The following is a 20862-nucleotide window of genomic DNA, read 5'->3' on the forward strand; positions in this document are numbered from 1 at the left end:
GTGCGTGGATCCATACAACAGGCAGGTGTGGGGCATTTTGGTCATTGATGGCCCTTCGGGGGGCTTATGTCGCCTTTCGGCTGCGTACCAGCAGACGCAGGAAGTACGGCGTGCCGATCACCGCCGTCATCAGTCCGGCGCCCAGCTGGGCGGGGGCGATGACGGTCCGGCCGAGCAGATCGGCCGTGCAGACGAGCGCCGCGCCGAGCAGCACGGCGACCGGCACCACCCGCACATGCCGCCGGCCCACGAGGGCACGTGCCGCGTGCGGCGCCACGAGACCCACGAAGCCGATGGTGCCGGCCGAGGCGACCGCGGTCGCGGCGAGCAGGACACCCACCACCAGGAACCCGAGCCTGGCCCGGGGCAGTCCGAGGCCGAGCAGCCGTGGGGTGTCCTCGTCCAGGGAGACGAGATCCAGCTCGGTGCGCCGCGCGACCGCGACGGCCAGGCCCAGCACCAGCACGAGCGCGACGGGTACGACGTCCGGCATGGTCCGCCCGTACGTCGAACCGGACAGCCAGGTCAGCGCCTTCGTGGCGTTGAACGGGTCGGTGAGCACGATGAGCAGACTGATCAGGGCCGTGGAGCCGGCGGCCATGCCGATCCCGACGAGGACCAGCCGGTTCTGCCGGTAGCCGCCCCGGGCCGCGAGCCCGAAGACGATGGCGGAGGCCAGTGCGGCGCCCCCGAACGCGGCACCCGCGATCCCCCAGGATCCGGCGGCGGGCACGGTCGTCACCAGGAGCACGGCACCCAGCGCGGCGCCGCCGGAGACGCCCAGAACGCCCGGCTCCGCGAGCGGGTTGCGGGTCACGGCCTGCACGAGCGTGCCGGCCAGGGCGAGCGACGCGCCCGCGCACAGGGCCGCGAGCACCCGCGGCACCCGCGTGTCCAGCACGAAGGAGACGGCCTGACCGGCCCGCCCCTGCGCCCAGTTCGCGACATCGCCGAGCAGGAGTTTGCTGTCGCCGAGCAGGACGCCGGCCAGCGTGACACCGACGACCACGGCGGCCAGGACGCCCACCGTGACCAGGAACGCCGTCCGGCTCGGGATGCGCAGCCGGTCCGGTGCGTCGGCGCCGGCCGTGTCCCGCAGCCGCAGGGCCGTCACCACCAGGAACACGGCACCGACCAGGCTGGTGACGATGCCGGTGGGCACGGCGACCGCCGTGTCCGCGGGGACGAGGGCCCGCAGCAGCACGTCCGACCCGAGCACCAGCGCGGCACCGGCGAGCCCGGCCACGGGCAGGGCCGCCCGGGCGCGGACGAAGCCCCGGAACCTGCGGGCGAGCGGACGCACCAGTGCGGGGGCGCAGAGCCCGACGTAGCCGATGGGCCCGGCGAGCGTGACGGCCGCCGCCGACAGCAGCGCCGCCAGCACGACCACCGTGACGCGGGTGGCGTGGACCGGGACGCCCAGCCCGCGTGCGGCGTCGTCCCCGAGGGCGAGCGCGTCGACCCGCCGGGCGACGAGCAGCAGCCCGGCGAGCCCCGCCAGGGCGACGGGCAGCATCTGCAGGACGCCGTCGAAGCCGTTCTGGCCGATGCTCCCCTGGTTCCACTGGTAGAGGCCCTCCGTCTGCTGCGGGAACAGCAGGAGCAGCCCCTCCGTCACGGAGTTCAGGCCGAGCGCGAGCGCCGTGCCGGCCAGGACCAGCCGTACGGTGCCCGTGCCGAGTCCGGACAGGGCGAGCACGACGGCCGCCGCCACCAGCCCGCCCGCGAAGGCGACGCCCGAGGAGGCCAGCAGGGGCAGGGAGAGGCCGGTCGCGCCGACCAGCCCGAGTGCCAGGTACGAACCGGCGTTCACCGCGAGGGTGTCGGGCGAGGCGAGCACATTGCGGCTGACGGCCTGGAGGACGGCGCCCGCGATGCCGAGCACGACGCCGACCAGGAGGCCGGCGGCCATCCGCGGCAGCCGGGAGGCGATGACCACGGACGCGTCGCCCGGATCGGCCTGCCCGGTCAGGGCCTTGAACACCTGCGCCGGACCGACGGCGGCGGTGCCCTGGGTGATGTCGACGACCGCGAGAGCGGCGACGAGGAGGACGAGCCCGGCCGTCACCGCGGCCGCGCCCGTACGGGACGCGGCCGCCTGCGGGCGGGTGGTGCTGGGGGGTGCTTCGGTGACGGCCATGGCTCCGGTGCTTCTGCTTCGTCCGCGCTACTGCTTCGTCAGCTCGCCTGCTGCGTCGGCTGGTCTACTTCGTCAGAGCGTCGACGAGGGCGTCGATGTACGCCTCCATCGACTGGGGACCGCCGAACATCCAGATGCCGTCGGGCAGCCGGTGCACCTTGTCCGCCTTGACGAACGGCAGGGACGTCCACACGGCGTTCTTCTTGAGCTGGCCGGAGAACGGGTTGCTGGACTTGTCGTCGTCGTTGCCTATGTAGGCGAACCGCACGTCCTTCGGCAGGGCGGTGAGGCCCTCGACGTCGGTGGTGCCGAGGCCGTAGGCCGGGTCGCCCTTGACCTTCCAGGCGTTCTTCAGGCCGAGCTGCTTGTTGACCGACCCGATGAGGGAGCCGTCGGTGTACGGGCGCAGGGAGACCTGGTTGGCGGTGACGTAGCCGTCGGCGAAGGCGATGTCCGAGCCGTCGAGCTTGGCGTCGGTGAGGGCCTTCTTGCCCTCGGCGACCTTGGCCTCGAAGTCCGTCCGGGCGGCCTTCGCCTTGTCGGTGGTGCCGGTCGCCTTGGCGATGAGGTCCAGGTTGGTGAACATCTGCCCGATCTGGTCGGACGCGTCGGCGGACTTGATCTCCAGCACCGGGGCGATCTTCCGCAGCTGCTTCACGGCCGCGTCGGGCAGGTCGGAGCTGGCCACGATGAGGTCGGGGGAGAGCGAGGCGACGGTGTCCATGCTGGGCTCGCCGCGGGTGCCGATGTCCTTCGGCTCGTTCTTCAGCGGGACGGCGGTGTCCCAGGTCTTGTAGCCCTTGACGTCGGCGACGCCGACGGGGTCGACACCGAGGGTGATGAGACTCTCGACCTCGTTCCACTCGGTGGCGACGACCTTCTTGGCGGGGCCGTCGAGCTCCACCTTCGCGCCGGTGGAGTCGGTGAGGGTGATGGCCTCGGAGGTCTTCTTCGACTTGTCCGCGGCGGGCTCGGTGGTGCCGCAGGCGGCGAGGGTGAGCGCCGCGGCCGTGGTGGTGGCGGCGGTGAGCAGGAGACGTCTCATGAGGTGGTGCCGAGCCTTTCGCTTCGGGTGGTACGGGTGTGGTGCCGGCCGATCGGACGGGTCCGCGGTCGGCCGGTGTGGGGGTCTGTGTCGACGTCGATCCGGATGCCGTAGACGGCGGTCAGCCGTTCCGGGGTCAGGACCTCCTCGGGCCGGCCCTCGGCGACGATCCGGCCCGCTTCGAGCAGCGTGATCCGGTCGGCGATGGCCGCCGCCTGGTCGAGGTCGTGCAGCACGACCCCGACGGCGATCCCGTGGTCGTCCGCCAGATCGCGGACGAGGTCGAGGAGTTCGATCTGGTAGCGCAGGTCGAGATAGGTCGTCGGCTCGTCCAGCAGCAGCACACCGGTCTCCTGGGCGAGGCAGCTCGCGAGCCAGACCCGCTGCAACTGCCCGCCGGAGAGGTGGTCGGCGCCGCGCTCGGCGAGGTCCGTGACCCCGGTCAGCGCCAGCGCCCGCTCGACCGCGGCCGAGGCGTCCGGGTCCGGGCGGCCGAAGCGGCCCCGGTAGGGGTAGCGGCCGAACTCGACGAGGTCCCGCACGGTCAGCCCGCTGGGCGTGGGCCGGCCCTGGGTCAGCAGGGCCACGTACCGTGCGAACTCCCGGGCGGTCAGGGCGAGGCCGTCGGTGCCGGCGTCGATCCTGAGCGCGGCCTCACGGGCCCGCTGCAGCCGGGCGATCGTCCGCAGCAGCGTCGACTTCCCGCTGCCGTTGGGGCCGACCAGGACGGTCACCTCACCGGGCCGGAGCGTGATCGCCGCGTCGTGCACGACATCCACGCCGTCGTACGACACGGTCACACCCGTGGCCGAAAGTTGATGCCCGCGCAGACGCTGTCCGCCGGCCGCTTCTTCACCAGATCTCACGCGGCGAAGGTTAGCCTAACCTTAGTAAATGCCGGGAGGGGGGTGTCGGAACCGTGATCTCAGCCCGTCTGCCACGAGGCCGGATTCCATACCCCCGAGCGGCGCAGCGACTGCGGGCAGTGCAGATAGATCTCGTCGATGTCGAGCACGAGGGCGAGGGTGGGGCGCTTGCCGTCCTGTGTCGTCATGGCGTCGAAGAACGGGGCGTCGGTGAGGATCCGGGCCCGGCCGTTGACCCGCAGGACCTCCTTGCCGCCGGGTATCAGATACAGCAGTCCGGCGTGCGGGTTGTCGAGGATGTTGTGGAAGCTGTCGCCGCGCCGGTTCCCCGGCCGGTCGGGCAGGGCGAGGGTGCCGGAGTCCACGACGTGGGTGAACCCTGCGGCGTCCCCGCGCGGGGAGACGTCGCAGTTGCCCTGCGCGTCGGAGGTGGCCAGCAGACAGAAGGGGGAGCGGGCGAGGATGTCCCGGTCCTGCTCGGTGAGCCGGTCGTGGACCTTCTCGATCACCACGGGCCAGGGCTCGCCCAGCAGTTCGCGCAACTCGGCGCCCGATCCCAGCTGGACCCAGCCCTCCTCGCGCGCGGCGACGGTGTCGGTCGTGTGCGGCAAGGCGGGCTCCCGGGGTGTGCGCGTCCGTTGATCTGCCCGCACAGCCTAGCGAAAGTGAGGCAAGGCTAGCCTTACCGGGGATTCCGGGGCGGGCAGAACTCGGCCGAGACGACGTTCTTGCCGCCGCCGACCCAGTCCCCGTTGAAGTTCAGGGTGATCATGTGGCGGCCGTCCCTGGAGCCGAAGGACTGGGTCGAGGAGCCGTGGATCCCGCCCGAGTGGCCCCAGACCGGGACCCCGCAGCTCGTCTCGTACTCGATGAGGCCCAGGCCGTAGCGCTGGCCCGGCAGATTGCCCTCCGTCGACACCGTCCTCGTCATCTGCCGGAGCTGGGCGGGACGCAGCAGCCTGCCGCCGAACAGCGCGCTGAAGAAGCGGTTGAGGTCGGCGGAGTTGCTGATCATCTCGCCCGCCGCCCAGGCCCAGGACGGGTTGAGCTCGGTCACGTCGTAGGTCTTGCCCGGGTCCTCGGTGAAGGTGGAGTAGTGCCGGGTGGGCGCGGGCACGTGCGGGTCGGTTCCGGGGAAGCGTGTGGCGCGCATCCCCAGCGGGCCGGTGACGCGCCGTTCGATCTCCTCGGCGTAGGGCCGGCCGGTCAGCTTCTCGACGATCAGCCCGAGCAGCAGGTAGTTGGTGTTGGAGTACTTCCACGAGGTGCCGGGCTCGAACTGGGGCGGGTTCTCCAGGGCGAGGGCGATGACCTGCTGCGGAGTCCAGTCGTCGTAGCGGGACTCCAGGAAGTCGATGCCGAGCACCTTCTTCGCGAACGTGGCGTCGTCGGTGAAGTTGAAGATGCCGCTGGTGTGGTTCATCAGCTGACGCACCGTGATCTTCGTGCCGTCGTGGCCGTTCCCCCGCACCAGTCCGGGCAGGTAGTGGTCGACCGTGGCATCGAGGTCGACCCTGCCCTCCGCCTGGAGCTGGAGCATGACGGTGGCCACCAGTGTCTTGGTGACGCTTCCCGCGCGGAACCGGTCGCCGTGGCCGCGCGGCTGCTCCGTGGTGAGGTCGGCGACGCCCGAGGTGCCCTTCCACACCCCACGGGTGTCGCGCACCTCCGCCACGACACCGGGCACACCCGCGGCGACGGCGGCGTCCATGGCGGCCTGGGTGGCGCCGTGCCCGGGCCCTCGTGTCTCCGCCGCGGCCGCGGGCGCGGACAGCAGGGCCGTACTCGTCGCCGCGATCGCCGTCACGCAGACCAGCGTCGTCCGTATCGGGCGTGTCGACATGTGCACCGACCTCTCTCGGCTCGTGGGAAGGGCATCGTCCCGGCCGGTCCTAACAGGCCCTCCACGCGCCGCTAACAGCGATGTGTGACGCTCTTCGAGCAGGGGCCGATGCCGAACACGGGGGAGTGCTGGTGAAGTTCGCGGTACTGGGAGCACTGACGACGGCCGACGACGACGGCGTGGCCTTCGTCGTCCGGGGAGCGAAGCCCCGTGCGCTGCTCGCCGTCCTGCTGCTGGAACCGAACCGCACCGTGCCGCCGGACACGGTGACGGCGGCGCTGTGGGGCGAGGACCCGCCGCCGACCGCCACCGCCTCGCTGCACAACCACGTCGCCCGGCTGCGCCGCGACCTCCGCGACACCGGCGGCACCCGGCTGCGCACCATGCCCCACGGGCTCGAACTGCGGGTCGGCGCGGACGAGTTGGACCGCGAGGCGTTCGAGGGGCGGGTGCGCCGGGCGGTGGAGGCCCGCAGCCGGGAGGACTGGGAGGCGGCGGAGCGCGCGGCGGGCGAGGCGCTCGCCCTGTGGCGCGGCACCCCCTTCGCGGACGTGCCCGCCCTCGCCGGGCACCCCGTCGTCACGTTCCTCCGGGAACAGCGGCTCCAGGCGCTGGAATGCCGCTTCGAGGCCCTGCTGCGACTCGGCCGTCCGGAAGGGCTCGCAGCCGACCTGGGCCTCCTCGTCGAGGAGCATCCGTTCCGGGAGGCGCTGCACCGCCAGCTGATCCTCGCCCTCGGCCGCACCGGCCGCCGAGCCGAGGCACTGGCCCGCTTCCGGTCCCTGCGCCGGACCCTGGTCGAGGAACTCGGCGTCGAGCCCGGCCCGGCCCTCCAGGACGCCCACCAGGAGGTGCTCCGCAGCGCCACCCACCGGCAGGCCTCTGAACCGCCCGCCCCCGCCGCCCCGTTAACCGCCCCTGAGTCCGATCCCCCGGCCGTGCCCGGGCCGACGCCCCCGCGGCCGGAGCAACTCCCCGCGCCGCCCGGCGGGTTCGTCGGCCGTGCCGAGCACATCGCCGAGATCCGTGCCGCGCTGGAGTCGGACCGCGCCGGCACCGCGTGCGCGGTGATCAGCGGCATGCCGGGCGTCGGCAAGACCGGCCTCGCCCTGCACATCGCGGAACAGCTCAGGCCCGCTTTCCCGGACGGCCGTCTCTACCTCAACCTGCACGGCGCCACACCCGGCATCACCCCCCTCACACCCGCCGACGCCCTCGCCGCCCTTCTGCACGGCCTGGGGGTGGACACCCGGCGGATCCCCGGCGACGAGGCGGCCGGCTCCGCCCTGCTGCGTTCCGCGCTGGCCGCCACCCGCACCCTCCTCGTCCTCGACGACGCGGCATCGGTGAGCCAGGTGCGTCCCCTGCTCCCGGCAGGCGCCGGCTGCGCCGTACTGCTGACCAGCAGACAGCCGCTGGCCACCCTCGGAGCCGCCACGCACGTCCGGCTCGAACCGCTCCCGCCGCGGGACGGCGCCCTTCTGCTGGAGCGGGCCGCGGGCCGCACCTGGGCCGCGGCCGACGCCCGGGCGGTCGCCCGGCTGGCGGACCTGTGCGGCCACCTGCCCCTGGCGCTGCGCATCTGCGCGGCCCGCCTCAGGAGCCGGACGGCGCTGTCGGTGGAGAAACTGGCGGAACGCCTGGCCCGGCTGGAGGACCGCCTGGACCACCTCGAACTGGAGGACCTCAGCGTCCGCCGCTCCCTGACGGCGGCCCACGAGGCACTCACCGGCTCGGGCGACCCCCGCGACCGGGACGCCGCCACGGCCCTCGCCCTCGTCGGCGCACTGGACCTGCCCGAGTACGGCGCACCGCTGATGGCCGTCGCGACGGGCTACTCCGAACGCCGCGCCGAACAGGCCCTGGACCGCCTGGCGGAGGTGGCGCTGCTCCAGGAGACGCGCTGGGGCCGCTACGTCCCGCACGACCTGGTCCGCGACTTCGCCCGGGAACTGGCCGGCCGGCCGGACGCCCGGGCCGGGAACACCGACGCCGTCGAACGGGCCCTGCGCTGGTACCGGCAGCGGCTCGCCCGATGCGCCGCCGCCCTCCGGCCGGGGCCCGGCCGAGCGCCCGAACAGCCCGGGGACGCCCCGGCCTTCGCCGACGCGGCGGCGGCACTCGCCTGGGGCGACACGGAGGCGGCGAACCTGCTCTCCCTGGCCGACTCCGGCGCTGACGGACGCCTGGGACCCGGCCGCACCCTGGAACTGATCAACTCCCTGTTCCCCTATCTGCACGACCGCGGCCGGGCGCGGGACCTCGAACGCCTGACGCGGCACGCCATCGCCCTCGCCAGATCGGGCGGCGACGCCGCGGCCGAGGCACGGGCCCTCGGCCAGCTCGCCTCCGCGCACTACTCGGCCGGACGCGTCCGCCAGGCACTGCTCCTGCTGGACGAAGCCGTGGAGCTCAGCGGGCACCTCGCCGACGACGCGGCCCGGATGCGGCACCTCGGCAACCGCGCCGCGCTGCTGCGGGAACTCGGCCGCGGCGCCGAGGCCCGGGCGACGCTCGCACGGTGTCTCGCCCTGCGTCCCGACACCCTCGCGCCGGGCGAGGAGGCGACGCTCGTCGGCCACCAGGGGAACGTCGCCGAACTCGGCGACCCGCGAACGGCCCTCTCGTTTCACCTGCGCAGCCGGGACCTCGCCCGGCAGGGCGGCAATGCCGTGCTCGAACAGGTCGCCCTGTGCAACGCGGGCCGCGCCCACCTGGCCCTCGGCGATCCCGCCCAGGCCCTGCGGAGCTTCGACGAGGCGCTGAGCGTCACGTCCGCCGGCGCCGGCCACTGGAACGCCGAGCGGGAGACCCGCCTGGGCCGCTCACAGGCCCTGCGGGCGCTCGGCCGCCCCGGACCCGCCCGGGAGGAGTGCGAGGAACTGATCCGGGAAGTCGCCGCACGCGGCGACTCCTACGGGCGGGGCCTCGCCGAGTACGAGCTGGGCCACGTCCTGAGGGAGCTCGGGGACGAGCGGGCGGCCCTGACCCGATGGCGCGGCGCGCTGACCGCCCTGGACGGCACGGACGCCCCGGTACTCGCCGACCTGCGCACCCGCACGGGGGCGATCACTTCCTACAATGCTCAGGTCATCCCAGAGGCCGGAAGCGAGGGGCGCACATGCTGAGAGAGGTCACCGCCACGCGCTACGTCGCACCCCTGCACTCCGGCGGCTCCGTACCCGGCGTCGTCGAGGCGGACGACCTGGGCACCTACGTCGTCAAGTTCACCGGCTCCGCGCAGGGCCGCAAGGCGCTGGTCGCCGAGGTGATCGTGGGCGAACTGGCCCGCGCCCTCGGGCTGCGGTTCCCCGAGCTGGTGCTGGTGCACTTCGACCCGGCGGTAGCGGACGACGAGCCCCACCAGGAGGTGCGGGAGCTGCACGCGGCCAGCGCGGGCGTCAATCTCGGCATGGACTATCTTCCGGGCGCCCGGGACTTCACCCCGGAGATCGCCCGGGTCTTCCCCGTCGATCCCCTGGAGGCGGGCAGGATCGTCTGGCTCGACGCACTGACCGTGAACGTCGACCGCACGGTCCACAGCTCCAACCTGATGGTCTGGCCCACCCTGGGCGTCGCACCCCCGCGCCTGTGGCTGATCGACCATGGTGCCGCCCTCGTCTTCCACCACCGCTGGGACGGCGCCGACCCGGCCAAGGCCTACGACTTCAGGCACCACGCCCTCGGCCACTACGGGCCCGATGTGCGGGCCGCCGACGCCGAGTTGGCCCCCCGGGTGACCGAGGAGCTGCTGCGCCGCATCCTCGCGGAGGTTCCCGACGCCTGGCTCGCGGACGAGCCCGGCTTCGCCGGCCCGGACGAGGCACGTGAGGCGTATGTGACGTACCTCCACGCGCGCGTGCGGTCCTCCGGGGCCTGGCTGCCCACCGGCTTCCCCACCCGGGAGGAACTCGCCGCCGAGGAGGCCGCCCGGGCGGCCAGAACCCAGCAAGGACGACCCGCGTGGCTCAAGCAGGTCCCGGACCTGCACGGCAAACCCGCGGCCCAACAGGATTGGTCGGTGCACCTCGGATGAGTGGCCGTGTGGAGATCGAGTACTGCACCCAGTGCCGCTGGCTGCCCCGGGCGGCATGGCTGGCGCAGGAACTGCTCACGACCTTCGAGGCGGAGCTGACGGAACTGGCGCTGAAGCCGGGCAAGGGCGGCGTGTTCGTCGTCCGCGTCGGCGACGAGGTCGTCTGGGACCGGCGCGAGCAGGGCTTCCCCGAACCGACCGCCGTGAAGAAGGCCGTACGCGACCGAGTGGCCCCGGGAAAGACCCTGGGCCACTCGGAGCGGTGACTGTTCAGCCCTTGAGCTGCTCGTACGCCGGCAGCGTGAGGAAGTCGGCGTAGTCCTCGTCGAGGGAGACCGTCAGCAGCAGGTCGTGCGCCCGCTGCCAGTTGCCGGCCGCGAAGGCCTCGTCGCCGATCTCGGCGCGGATGTTCGCGAGTTCCTCGGCGGCGACCTTGCGGGCCAGCTCGGCGGTGACCTGCTCGCCGTTGTCGAGGACGACCTCCGCGTTGATCCACTGCCAGATCTGCGAGCGGGAGATCTCGGCGGTGGCCGCGTCCTCCATCAGGTTGAAGATCGCGACCGCGCCGAGCCCGCGCAGCCAGGCCTCGATGTACCGGATGCCGACCTGCACGGCGTTCACCAGGCCCGCGTAGGAGGGCTTGGCGTCGAGGGAGTCGACGGCGATCAGGTCGGCCGCCTTGACGTCGACGTCCTCGCGCAGCCGGTCCTTCTGGTTGGGCTTCTCGCCGAGGACCTTGTCGAAGGACTCCATGGCGATCGGCACCAGGTCGGGGTGGGCGACCCAGGAGCCGTCGAAACCGTCGTTCGCCTCGCGGTCCTTGTCGGCGCGGACCTTCTCGAAGGCGACCTTGTTGACCTCCGCGTCCCGGCGGGACGGGATGAAGGCCGCCATGCCGCCGATCGCGTGCGCGCCGCGCTTGTGGCAGGTGCGGACGAGGAGTTCGGTGTAGGCGCGCATGAACGGGGCCGTCATCGTCACCGCGTTGCGGTCCGGCAGGACGAACTTGGCGCCGCCGTCCCGGAAGTTCTTGACGATGGAGAAGAGGTAGTCCCAGCGGCCGGCGTTCAGCCCGGAGGCGTGGTCGCGCAGCTCGTAGAGGATCTCCTCCATCTCGTACGCCGCCGTGATCGTCTCGATCAGGACGGTCGCGCGGACGGTGCCCTGCGGGATGCCGACGTACTCCTGCGCGAAGACGAAGACCTCGTTCCAGAGGCGGGCCTCCAGGTGCGACTCCGTCTTGGGGAGGTAGAAGTACGGGCCCTTGCCGAGGCCCAGCAGGCGCTTGGCGTTGTGGAAGAAGTACAGGCCGAAGTCGACCAGCGCGCCGGGCACCGGGGTGCCGTCGGCGTCGACGAGGTGACGCTCGTTCAGGTGCCAGCCGCGCGGGCGCATGACGACCGTGGCGAGTTCTTCGTTCGCCTTCAGGGCGTACGACTTGCCGGACTTGGCGTCCGTGAAGTCGATGTTCCGGGTGTAGGCGTCGCTCAGGTTGAGCTGGCCGAGGACCACGTTCTCCCAGGTGGGCGCGGAGGCGTCCTCGAAGTCCGCGAGCCACACCTTGGCGCCCGAGTTGAGGGCGTTGATGGTCATCTTGCGGTCGGTGGGGCCGGTGATCTCGACCCGGCGGTCGTTCAGCGCGTCCGGGGCCGGGGCGACCTTCCAGGAGTCGTCGGCGCGGATCGCGGCGGTCTCCGGGAGGAAGTCGAGGGTGGAGGTGCGGGCGATCTCGGCGCGGCGCTCGGCGCGGCGGGCGAGGAGTTCGTCACGCCGGGGCGTGAACCGCCGGTGCAGCTCGGCCACGAAGGCCAGTGCCGCTTCGGTGAGGACCTCCTCCTGCCGGGGCAGGGGCTCGGCGTCGACGATGGCCAGCGGTGACGGCGCTGGTGCGGACATGAACGGTCACTTCCTTCAGCGAGCTACGAAGACGAGGCGGCGGTTCGGCACCGGGTGCCAGTCTTCCCGGATACGGCGTTCGGCACCCGCGGAGCCCTCGGGCGCTTCTGAACTGTGGATACTAGTTTCCTCATAGTGGAAGTTCAATCGTGTGTTGACGTCGAGACTCTTCGGATCGAGGAAAGGTGGCGCTCCGTGCCACCCCGTTCACTCAAGGTGCGCCAGATCGGCCTCGGTGTCGATGTCGAAGGGCCGGGCCACGTCCCCGCACTCGACGAGCTCGATCGCCGGCTCGTGTTCCTTCAGATAGGCGCGTGCCCCGCGGTCCCCGGTGGCGGTCGCGGCGATGCCCGCCCAGTGGGCGGCACCGAACAGGACCGGATGGCCCCGCACCCCGGCGTACGCGGCCGACACCAGCGATTCCTCGCCCTTGTACGCCCCGAGGACCCGGGCCACGGCCTCCGCGCCGATGCCGGGCTGGTCGACCAGCGAGACCAGGGCGGCCCGGGCGCCCGTGCCGGCGAGCGAGTCGAGCCCGGCCCGCAGGGACGTGCCCATGCCCTGCTCCCAGTCGGGGTTGTCGACGAGGACGCAGTCCGGCAGGGCGGTCCGTTCGCGCACCTCTTCGGACCGGGCGCCCAGTACCACATGGACCCGTGAGCAGCCGCCCTCCCGCAGCACCCGCACCGCGTGTTCCACGAGCGGCCGCCCCCGATGGAGAAGCAGTGCTTTGGGTCGCCCTCCGAGTCGTCGCCCGCCCCCGCCGGCGAGCAGTAGCCCGGCAACCTCCTGGGCCTCTTCCGGCGTCTTCCGTGTCGTCATGGATCCTGCATACCGCACGATCCGGGCCGAGAAGTCACGCAGCGGAGCAAGTCGATGACGCAATGGACTGGCGCCTGGTGGGCCCTGTCGTTTAATCTCGCCCGCACCGACCGTCCGGGCGTCCGATCGCTGCCCGGTGTGGGGGACTTCGCGTCGGAATGGCACGCGCACGACGAGGTGCGAGGGGGAGGACTGTGTTGCGGAGCGTGGAGCAGAAGCGGCAGGGGCCTGTGACCAGCGGCGACGAGGACCCGCGCGTGACGGAGCTACGCTCCGCTGTGTCCGGGCTGCGTCGCCGGCTCGCCGCCCATCCCGGCGATTTCGCCGACCGGACCATCGCCGAGGAGGAACTGGCCGCGCTGGACGCGATGGCCGTCGCCGGCATGCCCGAGATCCCGCGGCTGCGCCGCTCCCTGCTGCTGATCGCCGGCGCGATCGGCTCGGTGAGCGCGCTGTCGCCCGGCCTGTCGGAGGTCCGCCGGGCCGTGGACCTCTTCGGAGGGCCGGTGCGCGGGGAGGGCTGAGAGTGCTGTCGGGGCCCGAGCCGGTCAGTGTGCCGTCATGATGCGGGGCTCTGGCTGGCGAGGGCCTCCGACAGTTCCGCGGCGACCTGCTGGAGCACCGGCACGATCTTGTCCGTCGCCGCCTCCGTGACCCGGCCCGCCGGGCCGGAGATGGAGATGGCCGCGGCGGTGGGGGAGTCGGGCACCGAGACCGCCAGGCAGCGGACCCCGATCTCCTGCTCGTTGTCGTCGATCGCGTAGCCCTGCCGGCGTACGTCCTCCAGTGCGGCGATGAACCCGTCCGGCGTCGTGATCGTCTTCTCCGTCGCGGCGGGCATGCCCGTGCGGTGGAGCAGGGCGCGCACCTCCTCCGCCGGGAAGCTCGCGAGCAGGGCCTTGCCCACGCCCGTGGAATGCGGCAGGACGCGCCGGCCGACCTCCGTGAACATGCGCATCGAGTGCTTCGACGGCACCTGCGCCACGTACACGATCTCGTCCCCGTCCAGCAGCGCCATGTTCGCCGTCTCGCCGGTCTCCTCGACCAGCCGGGCGAGGTAGGGCCGGGCCCAGGTGCCCAGCAGCCGGGAGGCCGACTCGCCGAGTCGGATCAGGCGGGGGCCGAGCGCGTACCGCCGGTTCGGCTGCTGACGGACGTATCCACAGGCCACCAGTGTGCGCATCAGACGGTGGATGGTCGGCAGGGGCAGCCCGCTGCTCGCGGACAGCTCGCTCAGGCCGACCTCGCCACCCGCGTCCGCCATCCGTTCGAGCAGGTCGAAGGCGCGCTCCAGGGACTGTACGCCGCCGTTGGCGGAGGACCGGGCGGAGTCGGTGGTGCTGGCGCTGGACGTCGGCACGGCGCGTTCCTTTCGGGGCTGGCGGCGGAAGGGCAGAAGCCTACCCGGCAGTCGGTTGACTCCCCGCTCGTACGTAGCTACGTTCTGCGTGCTGGAAGTTTAATTCCGCTTTGTGGAAACGTCCAGGAGTAGCCATGTGAAAGGCGCCGAGGTCCAGTGTGCCCTTGACTGGCACGGGAGAGGGAGTGAGACTCCTTCAACAGAAAGTTGAATTCCGGTAGGTGGAAGTAAGGGGTTCGGGTGTCCGACGCTGAACTGGTGCTCCGCTCGACGCGTGTCATCACTCCCGAGGGGACGCGCGCCGCCTCGGTCGCCGTCGCCGACGGCACGATCACGGCCGTCCTCCCGTACGACGCGCCCGTACCCGAGGGCGCCCGCCTGGAGGACCTGGGCGACCACGTTCTGCTGCCCGGCCTGGTCGACACCCATGTGCATGTGAACGACCCCGGCCGCACCGAGTGGGAGGGCTTCTGGACCGCCACCCGCGCCGCGGCGGCCGGCGGCATCACGACCCTCGTCGACATGCCCCTCAACTCCCTCCCGCCGACCACGACCGTCGCGCACCTCCGTACGAAGCAGCGGGTCGCCGCCGACAAGGCGCACATCGACGTCGGCTTCTGGGGCGGCGCCCTGCCCGACAACATCAAGGACCTGCGCCCGCTGCACGAGGCCGGCGTCTTCGGCTTCAAGGCGTTCCTGTCGCCGTCCGGCGTGGACGAGTTCCCGCACCTCGACCGCGACCCGCTCGCCCGCTCCATGGCCGAGATCGCCGCCCTGGACGGACTGCTCATCGTGCACGCCGAGGACCCCCACCTCCTCGCCTCCGCCCCGCAGCGGCCCGGCCCCCGCTACGCCGACTTCCTCGCCTCACGCCCCCGGGACGCCGAGGACACCGCCATCGCCCAGCTCATCCGCGAGGCCAAGGCCCTCCACGCACGCGTGCACATCCTGCACCTGTCCTCCAGCGACGCCCTGCCGATGATCGCCGAGGCGAAGGCGGAGGGCGTCCGCATCACCGTGGAGACCTGCCCCCACTACCTGACCCTCACCGCCGAGGAAGTCCCCGACGGCGCCAGCGAGTTCAAGTGCTGCCCGCCCATCCGCGAGTCCGCCAACCAGGACCTGCTCTGGCAGGCGCTGGCCGACGGCACCGTCGACTGCGTCGTCACCGACCACTCCCCGTCCACCGCCGACCTGAAGACGGACGACTTCGCGACCGCGTGGGGCGGCATCTCCGGACTCCAGCTGAGCCTGGCGGCGGTGTGGACAGCGGCCCGCGAGCGCGGGCACGGCCTGGAGGACGTGGTCCGCTGGATGTCCGCGCGGACCTCCGAACTGGTCGGGCTCGACACCCGCAAGGGCGCCATCGCGGCCGGCCGTGACGCCGACTTCGCCGTCCTCGCACCCGACGAGACCTTCACCGTCGACCCGGTGGCCCTCCAGCACCGCAACCGCGTCACGGCGTACTCGGGCAAGACCCTGTACGGCGTCGTGAAGTCCACCTGGCTGCGCGGGCAGCGCATCGTCGCGGACGGCGAGTTCACCGAACCGAAGGGGCGACTCCTCACCCGGCAGCCGTAGACCTCCCCGCACCCGTATCCCACCGGCCGACTCCCGAAAGGCACCCATCCCGTGACGGCGATTCCCAGCTTCACCGGCGACGCGAACCCCTACGGAGGAGGCGACCCGTACGCGGACTACCGCACCGCCGACTTCCCCTTCACCCAGTACGCCGACCTCGCCGACCGGCGCCTCGGGGCCGGTGTCCTCGCCGCCAACGACGAGTTCTTCGCCCAGCGCGAGAACCTGCTGGTGCCCGGGCCCGCCGAGTTCGACCCCGAGCACTTCGGGCACAAGGGCAAGATCATGGACGGCTGGGAGACGCGGCGGCGGCGCGGCGCCTCCGCCGGGCACCCGTGGCCGACGGCCGAGGACCACGACTGGGCACTGGTGCGTCTCGGCGCCCCCGGCGTGATCCGCGGGATCGTCGTCGACACGGCCCACTTCCGCGGCAACTACCCCCAGGCGGTGTCCGTCGAGGGCGCCTCCGTACCGGGCTCCCCGTCGCCGGAGGAACTCCTCGGGGACGACGTGAAGTGGACGACCCTGGTCCCGCGCACCCCGGTCGGCGGCCACGCGGCGAACGGTTTCTCCGTCGCGGCCGAGCAGCGCTTCACCCACCTGCGGGTGAACCAGCACCCCGACGGCGGCATCGCCCGCCTGCGCGTGTACGGCGAGGTCGTCCCGGACCCCGAGTGGCTTCGGGCGCTGGGCACCTTCGACGTCGTCGCCCTGGAGAACGGCGGGCAGGCGGAGGACGCCTCCAACCTCTTCTACTCGCCCGCCTCCAACACCATCCAGCCGGGCCGCTCCCGCAAGATGGACGACGGCTGGGAGACCCGGCGCCGCCGCGACCAGGGCCACGACTGGATCCGCTACCGGCTGGCCGCCCAGGCGCGGATCCGCGCCCTGGAGATCGACACCGCCTACCTCAAGGGCAACAGCGCCGGCTGGGCGTCCGTGTCGGTCCAGGACGGCGAGGACGGCGAGTGGCGCGAGATCCTGCCCCGCACCCGCCTCCAGCCCGACACCAACCACCGCTTCGTCCTCCCGGAGCCGGCCGTCGGCACGCACGCGCGCGTGGACATCTTCCCGGACGGCGGCATCTCCCGGCTGCGCCTGTTCGGCTCCCTGACCGAGGACGGCGCGAGGCGTCTCGCGGCGCGTCACCAGGAGCTGGGCGGCTGAGCCGACCCCGACCCATGGGGCGCACCGGCCTGACAGCACCGGTGCGCCCCATGTACGTCACGTGCGCCCCATGTGCATCACGTGCACCCTACTTACGTCACGTGCGCCCTATGGGCCTCACGCCGCGTGACCGCCGTCCACCGAGAACTCCGCACCGGTCACATACGTCGCTCCCGCGAGATAGGCGACCATCGACGCCACCTCGTCCGCCGTCCCGTACCGCCCCAGCGCGGTCATCGCCGCCTGGCCTTCCGCGTGCGGACCGTCCGCCGGATTCATGTCCGTGTCGATCGGGCCGGGGAGGACCAGGTTCGCCGTGATCCCGCGCCCGCCCAGCTCCCTGGCCAGGGCCTTCGTCAGACCGGCCAGGGCGGCCTTGCTCATCGCGTAAAGCGTCCCGCCGGGCCCCGGCACGCGTTGTGCCATGCAACTGCCGATCGTGATGATCCGCCCGCCCTCGGGCAGCCACGCGGCGGCTGCCCGGGACGTCAGGAAGACACCTCGTACATTGATGTCGAGGACCCGGTCGACGTCCTCGAGGGACAGCGTCTCCAGCGGCCCGAGAACCCCCACGCCCGCGTTGTTCACCAGGACGTCGAGCCTCCCCAGCGCCTCGGCCGCCGCGTCCACCACTTCGGCCGCGTCGGTGGCGTCCCCGGCGTCCGCCCGCAGCGCCACCGACCGGCGCCCCAGCGCCTCCACGGCCCGTACGACCTCCTCGGCCGCCTCCTTGCCGTTCACATAGCCGACGGCCACGTCCGCGCCCTCCTGGGCCAGCCGCAGGGCCGTCGCCGCGCCGATGCCCCGGCTCCCGCCGGTCACGAGAGCCACCTTGCCGTGCAGGGTTTCCTGAGAAGCCGTCTGAGAAGCCGTCTGAGGAGTCGCTGGAGAAGTTCCTTGTGAAGTCATGCCTCCATCTCAGCGGCCGCCCGACGACGACGCTGGCGGCCAACGGACATCGACGTCCCGGCGAGACGCGCGCGTGGCGTACGGCCCAGCGATGAGTTGCGGGTGCCGGCGGGGTCTGAACCCATGACAACGGACCCTCTTCGTTCCGGAAAGGCAGGCACCCGCCATGGGCAAGCTCGTCTCCACCCTCTTCGTCACCCTCGACGGCGTCTACCAGGCCCCCGGCGGGCCCAAGGAGGACACCCGCGGGGGCTTCACCCACGGCGGCTGGAGCTTCTGGTACGCCGACGAGGACTTCGGCCGGTTCGTCAACGACGTCTTCGCGCGCCCGGCCGCCTTCCTGCTCGGGCGCCGTACGTACGACATCTTCTCCTCGTACTGGCCGAAGGTGACCGACCCGGCCGATCCGGTCGCCTCGAAGCTCAACTCACTGCCGAAGTACGTCCCTTCCTCGACCCTGAAGGACCCCGGCTGGGCGGGCACCACCGTGCTCTCCGATGACCTCGGCAAGGAGGTCAGCGCCCTGAAGGAGCGCACCGACGGCGAGCTCCAGGTGCACGGCAGCGGCGCCCTCGTCCGCTCCCTGCTGTCGCTCGACCTCGTCGACACGCTCCACCTGCTGACCTTCCCGGTCGTGCTCGGCACCGGGTTCCGGTTGTTCCCGGAGGGCGCCGTACCGACCGCGTTCCGGCACACGGGAGGGAGCGTCAGCGGCGCGGGCGTCTCGATGCAGACGTACGACCTGGCGGGCCGCCCGGAGTACGGCGAGTACAAACTGCCGGAGGACGCGTAGCCGCCCGGGTTAACTTCCCGCAAACTCATCGGACTTGACGGGAAAATCTCTGCGCTTGACATTGACATGCCACTGTCTACGCGCGTCATCATGAGCGCATGAATTTCCCCCCACGCGCCTCGCGGCTCGGCGCAGCAGCCGCCCTTGTGTCCGCTCTCCTCATCGGCGGGACCGTCTCCGCCACCACGGCCGACGCGGCCCCCACCGCCGTCGGTGACATCTGCTACAGCAAACTGCCGTCCCAGGCCCATGACACGCTCGACCTGATCGAGCAGGGCGGCCCCTACCCGTTCGAGCAGGACGGCACCGTCTTCCAGAACCGGGAGCGCATCCTGCCCCAGCAGTCGACCGGCTACTACCACGAGTACACGGTCATCACCCCCGGCTCCTCCAACCGCGGTGCGCGGCGCATCGTCACCGGTGAGGAGAACCAGGAGGACTACTACACGGCCGACCACTACGAGTCGTTCGACCTGGTCGACTACGGCTGCTGAGCCGGGCCCGCAAGGGTGGTGCCGGAGGTCCGTCCGCTGCTCAGACGGACTTCCGGCTCCCGGCCGCCGCGAACAGGGCGACGCCCAGCACGAGCAGGGTGACGCTCGCGTAGATCTCGTAGCCGTCGAGGAACCCCAGTCGTTGCACGAGCCCCCAGTTCCAGTCGGTGAACTCGTGCACCAGGCCCGCCACGCCCTGGACCAGGGCGAGGAAGCCGAGAATCTCCAGTACCTGCTTCATGCCATGAGCCTCGCCCCGCGGACCCCGCGAGCACATCTGCCGCGGGGCGGGCATCCGGAGACGGAAGTCCCCGTTCGGGCTCGGCCGGCCGCGTCGAAAGTCTCCGGTGTGACGACTTTGGTCGACGATCCCGCCCGGGAGGCGGTGGAGCGGGCCCGGGCTGCGTAGATTTGTCGACCGTGAGTGGTGAGAACGCGGGGCAGGCCGCCCTGGTGCCGGCGGGGGAGACGCCCTCGTTGTTCACCGGGCGCAGATGGTTCATCCCGTCCGCCCTGCTGCAGGAACTCGACCCCGACGCCGAACGGGACGGGCGTCGGCCCCGGCGCACCGCGCGCGACTGGGCCGTCGACTTCTGCTGCTTCCTGCTGGCCGTGCTGGTGGGGGCGGTCGCCCTGGAGGCCCTCGTCAAGAACCCTCATGTCCCGGAAGGGCTGGCCGTCGTCGACCAGGTCATCGGCGCGCTGGCCTGCGCGACGGTCTGGCTGCGCCGCCGCTGGCCCCTGGGGCTTGCCGTGGCGCTGACTCCCGTCACCCTCGTCTCGGACACCGCGGGCGGTACGGCCGTGATCGCCCTGTTCACCCTCGCGGTGCACCGCCCCTTCCGGTACGTGGCCTGGGTGGGCGGCGTCAACGTCGCCCTGATCCCGCTGTTCTACTGGCTGCGCCCTGACGGGGACATCGCCTACCTGGTGAGTGTGCTCTTCGCCGTGCTGCTCACGGTGGCGATCGTCGGCTGGGGCATGTTCGTACGGGCCAATCGGCAGTTGCTGGTGAGCCTCAGGGACCGTGCCCGGCGGGCCGAGACGGAGGCGCGGCTGCGGGCCGAGCAGGCGCAGCGGCTCGCCCGCGAGGCCATCGCGCGGGAGATGCACGACGTACTCGCCCACCGGCTGACGCTGCTGAGCGTGCACGCGGGGGGTTTGGAGTTCCGGCCCGACGCGCCCCCGGCCCAGACCGCGAGGGCGGCGGGTGTGATCCGGGAGAGCGCGCACGAGGCCCTCCAGGACCTGCGGGAGATCATCGGCGTGCTGCGGGCGGGCGAGCCGGACGACACGGGCAGGCCGGTGCCGACCCTCGGGGCACTGGACACGCTGGTCGCCGAGTCCCGCCAGGCCGGCATGAAGGTCTCCCTGGACCAGCGTGTCGGCGACCCCGCCGCCGTCCCGTCCTCCGTCGGCCGCACCGCCTACCGCATCGCCCAGGAGGGCCTCACCAACGCCCGCAAGCACGCGCCCGGCACGGAGGTCACGGTGTCCGTCACCGGCGCACCGGGCGACGGCCTCACCGTCTCCGTGCACAACCCGGCCCCCGAGGGCGAGGTGCCCCCCGTACCCGGCTCCGGCCAGGGCCTGATCGGTCTGACGGAACGGGCGACCCTGGCGGGCGGCCGCCTGGAGCACGGGCACACGCCGGAGGGCGGGTTCGAGGTGCGGGCGTGGCTGCCGTGGACGTGAAGGACCGCCCCGGCTGACCGGGACGGCCCTCGCGGCTCCTCGGTCTTACGGCCTTATGGCTCCACGGCCTTACGGCCTTATGGCTCCACGGCCTTACGGCCTTATGGCTCCACGGCCTTACGGCCTCACGGCTCCACGGCTCCACGGCTCCACGGCCTTACGGCCTTACGGCTCCACAAATCCACGGCCCACGGCCCCCACTGACCCACGGCCCT

General features: G+C 72.2%; 19 protein-coding genes. 9 read left to right on the top strand and 10 right to left on the bottom strand.

Annotated features, from left to right (window positions below):
• Nucleotides 1-64: 64 nt before the first annotated feature.
• The 5 genes from ACFT32_RS33020 to ACFT32_RS33040 form a co-directional block, all read right to left on the bottom strand.
• On the bottom strand, nucleotides 65-2140 hold the full coding sequence (locus ACFT32_RS33020) for an iron ABC transporter permease (protein ID WP_382496602.1): 2076 nt from the start codon (nucleotides 2138-2140) through the stop codon (nucleotides 65-67).
• 64 nt (nucleotides 2141-2204) lie between these two features.
• Entirely contained in the window at nucleotides 2205-3185 is a 981-nt protein-coding gene (locus ACFT32_RS33025; protein WP_382496604.1) for an ABC transporter substrate-binding protein, read from the bottom strand.
• Entirely contained in the window at nucleotides 3182-4051 is an 870-nt protein-coding gene (locus ACFT32_RS33030; RefSeq protein ID WP_382496605.1) for an ABC transporter ATP-binding protein, read from the bottom strand. Before ACFT32_RS33030 ends, ACFT32_RS33025 begins: the two co-directional genes overlap by 4 nt.
• Before the next feature lie 59 nt (nucleotides 4052-4110).
• Nucleotides 4111-4662: an MSMEG_1061 family FMN-dependent PPOX-type flavoprotein gene (locus ACFT32_RS33035; RefSeq protein WP_382496607.1), complete on the bottom strand. Its 552-nt coding sequence runs from the start codon at nucleotides 4660-4662 to the stop codon at nucleotides 4111-4113.
• Between the two features lie 71 nt (nucleotides 4663-4733).
• On the bottom strand, nucleotides 4734-5894 hold the full coding sequence (locus ACFT32_RS33040; RefSeq protein ID WP_382496608.1) for a serine hydrolase domain-containing protein: 1161 nt from the start codon (nucleotides 5892-5894) through the stop codon (nucleotides 4734-4736).
• A 131-nt stretch (nucleotides 5895-6025) separates the two neighbouring features.
• Here ACFT32_RS33040 and ACFT32_RS33045 point away from each other — a divergent pair, with 131 nt between their 5' ends.
• Genes ACFT32_RS33045 through ACFT32_RS33055 form a run of 3 tightly spaced genes read left to right on the top strand, consistent with a single transcriptional unit; the run spans nucleotide 6026 to nucleotide 10196 of the window.
• Entirely contained in the window at nucleotides 6026-9022 is a 2997-nt protein-coding gene (locus ACFT32_RS33045; RefSeq protein ID WP_382496609.1) for a BTAD domain-containing putative transcriptional regulator, read from the top strand.
• Nucleotides 9016-9930: a HipA family kinase gene (locus ACFT32_RS33050; protein ID WP_382496611.1), complete on the top strand. Its 915-nt coding sequence runs from the start codon at nucleotides 9016-9018 to the stop codon at nucleotides 9928-9930. The genes ACFT32_RS33045 and ACFT32_RS33050 overlap by 7 nt, the downstream gene beginning before the upstream one ends.
• Complete coding sequence (locus tag ACFT32_RS33055; protein ID WP_184588795.1) at nucleotides 9927-10196, top strand: SelT/SelW/SelH family protein; 270 nt, start codon at nucleotides 9927-9929, stop codon at nucleotides 10194-10196. The genes ACFT32_RS33050 and ACFT32_RS33055 overlap by 4 nt, the downstream gene beginning before the upstream one ends.
• Nucleotides 10197-10200: 4 nt before the next feature.
• Here ACFT32_RS33055 and aceB read toward each other — a convergent pair whose 3' ends face one another.
• A complete protein-coding gene (gene aceB, locus ACFT32_RS33060) occupies nucleotides 10201-11826 on the bottom strand; it encodes a malate synthase A (protein ID WP_382496613.1) in 1626 nt (541 codons plus the stop codon).
• Between the two features lie 207 nt (nucleotides 11827-12033).
• A complete protein-coding gene (locus ACFT32_RS33065) occupies nucleotides 12034-12648 on the bottom strand; it encodes an NTP transferase domain-containing protein (protein ID WP_382496615.1) in 615 nt (204 codons plus the stop codon).
• Between the two features lie 230 nt (nucleotides 12649-12878).
• Here ACFT32_RS33065 and ACFT32_RS33070 point away from each other — a divergent pair, with 230 nt between their 5' ends.
• Complete coding sequence (locus ACFT32_RS33070; RefSeq protein WP_382496700.1) at nucleotides 12879-13172, top strand: DUF5955 family protein; 294 nt, start codon at nucleotides 12879-12881, stop codon at nucleotides 13170-13172.
• A gap of 35 nt (nucleotides 13173-13207) precedes the next feature.
• Here the strand turns inward: ACFT32_RS33070 and allR are convergent, their stop codons facing one another.
• Nucleotides 13208-14008 carry an allantoin degradation transcriptional regulator AllR gene (gene allR, locus ACFT32_RS33075; RefSeq protein ID WP_184588787.1) on the bottom strand — a complete coding sequence of 267 codons (801 nt, stop codon included), beginning with the start codon at nucleotides 14006-14008 and terminating at the stop codon, nucleotides 13208-13210.
• A gap of 240 nt (nucleotides 14009-14248) precedes the next feature.
• Here allR and allB point away from each other — a divergent pair, with 240 nt between their 5' ends.
• Nucleotides 14249-15589: an allantoinase AllB gene (gene allB, locus ACFT32_RS33080; RefSeq protein WP_382496617.1), complete on the top strand. Its 1341-nt coding sequence runs from the start codon at nucleotides 14249-14251 to the stop codon at nucleotides 15587-15589.
• A gap of 51 nt (nucleotides 15590-15640) precedes the next feature.
• A complete protein-coding gene (alc, locus tag ACFT32_RS33085; RefSeq protein ID WP_382496619.1) occupies nucleotides 15641-16756 on the top strand; it encodes an allantoicase in 1116 nt (371 codons plus the stop codon).
• A gap of 117 nt (nucleotides 16757-16873) precedes the next feature.
• On the opposite strand, the gene ACFT32_RS33090 is transcribed toward alc, so the two are convergent.
• Nucleotides 16874-17578, bottom strand: coding sequence for an SDR family oxidoreductase (locus tag ACFT32_RS33090; RefSeq protein WP_382496621.1), 705 nt, complete (start codon nucleotides 17576-17578; stop codon nucleotides 16874-16876).
• A 253-nt stretch (nucleotides 17579-17831) separates the two neighbouring features.
• Here ACFT32_RS33090 and ACFT32_RS33095 point away from each other — a divergent pair, with 253 nt between their 5' ends.
• Together ACFT32_RS33095 and ACFT32_RS33100 are read left to right on the top strand one after the other, a co-directional pair.
• Nucleotides 17832-18458 carry a dihydrofolate reductase family protein gene (locus ACFT32_RS33095; RefSeq protein WP_382496623.1) on the top strand — a complete coding sequence of 209 codons (627 nt, stop codon included), beginning with the start codon at nucleotides 17832-17834 and terminating at the stop codon, nucleotides 18456-18458.
• A gap of 98 nt (nucleotides 18459-18556) precedes the next feature.
• Entirely contained in the window at nucleotides 18557-18952 is a 396-nt protein-coding gene (locus ACFT32_RS33100; RefSeq protein WP_193476842.1) for a ribonuclease domain-containing protein, read from the top strand.
• A gap of 40 nt (nucleotides 18953-18992) precedes the next feature.
• Here ACFT32_RS33100 and ACFT32_RS33105 read toward each other — a convergent pair whose 3' ends face one another.
• Nucleotides 18993-19193 (bottom strand): hypothetical protein, encoded by a 201-nt coding sequence (locus tag ACFT32_RS33105; RefSeq protein WP_184588775.1) that lies wholly within the window; start codon nucleotides 19191-19193, stop codon nucleotides 18993-18995.
• A gap of 179 nt (nucleotides 19194-19372) precedes the next feature.
• Here ACFT32_RS33105 and ACFT32_RS33110 point away from each other — a divergent pair, with 179 nt between their 5' ends.
• On the top strand, nucleotides 19373-20647 hold the full coding sequence (locus ACFT32_RS33110) for a histidine kinase (RefSeq protein WP_382496625.1): 1275 nt from the start codon (nucleotides 19373-19375) through the stop codon (nucleotides 20645-20647).
• The last annotated feature ends 215 nt before the right edge of the window (nucleotides 20648-20862 follow it).

It is taken from the genome of Streptomyces sp. NPDC057002 (assembly GCF_042673825.1).
Classification (GTDB): Bacteria; Actinomycetota; Actinomycetes; order Streptomycetales; family Streptomycetaceae; genus Streptomyces.

What these genes read in the sequence shown, in the direction of transcription:
- ACFT32_RS33055 (WP_184588795.1), top strand. Translation starts at nt 9,927, where the DNA reads ATGAGTGGCCGTGTGGAGATCGAGTACTGCACCCAGTGCCGCTGGCTG.
- ACFT32_RS33100 (WP_193476842.1), top strand. Translation starts at nt 18,557, where the DNA reads ATGAATTTCCCCCCACGCGCCTCGCGGCTCGGCGCAGCAGCCGCCCTT.
- ACFT32_RS33025 (WP_382496604.1), bottom strand. Translation starts at nt 3,185, where the DNA reads ATGAGACGTCTCCTGCTCACCGCCGCCACCACCACGGCCGCGGCGCTC.
- aceB (WP_382496613.1), bottom strand. Translation starts at nt 11,826, where the DNA reads ATGTCCGCACCAGCGCCGTCACCGCTGGCCATCGTCGACGCCGAGCCC.
- ACFT32_RS33020 (WP_382496602.1), bottom strand. Translation starts at nt 2,140, where the DNA reads ATGGCCGTCACCGAAGCACCCCCCAGCACCACCCGCCCGCAGGCGGCC.
- ACFT32_RS33105 (WP_184588775.1), bottom strand. Translation starts at nt 19,193, where the DNA reads ATGAAGCAGGTACTGGAGATTCTCGGCTTCCTCGCCCTGGTCCAGGGC.
- ACFT32_RS33050 (WP_382496611.1), top strand. Translation starts at nt 9,016, where the DNA reads ATGCTGAGAGAGGTCACCGCCACGCGCTACGTCGCACCCCTGCACTCC.
- ACFT32_RS33095 (WP_382496623.1), top strand. Translation starts at nt 17,832, where the DNA reads ATGGGCAAGCTCGTCTCCACCCTCTTCGTCACCCTCGACGGCGTCTAC.
- ACFT32_RS33065 (WP_382496615.1), bottom strand. Translation starts at nt 12,648, where the DNA reads ATGACGACACGGAAGACGCCGGAAGAGGCCCAGGAGGTTGCCGGGCTA.
- ACFT32_RS33040 (WP_382496608.1), bottom strand. Translation starts at nt 5,894, where the DNA reads ATGTCGACACGCCCGATACGGACGACGCTGGTCTGCGTGACGGCGATC.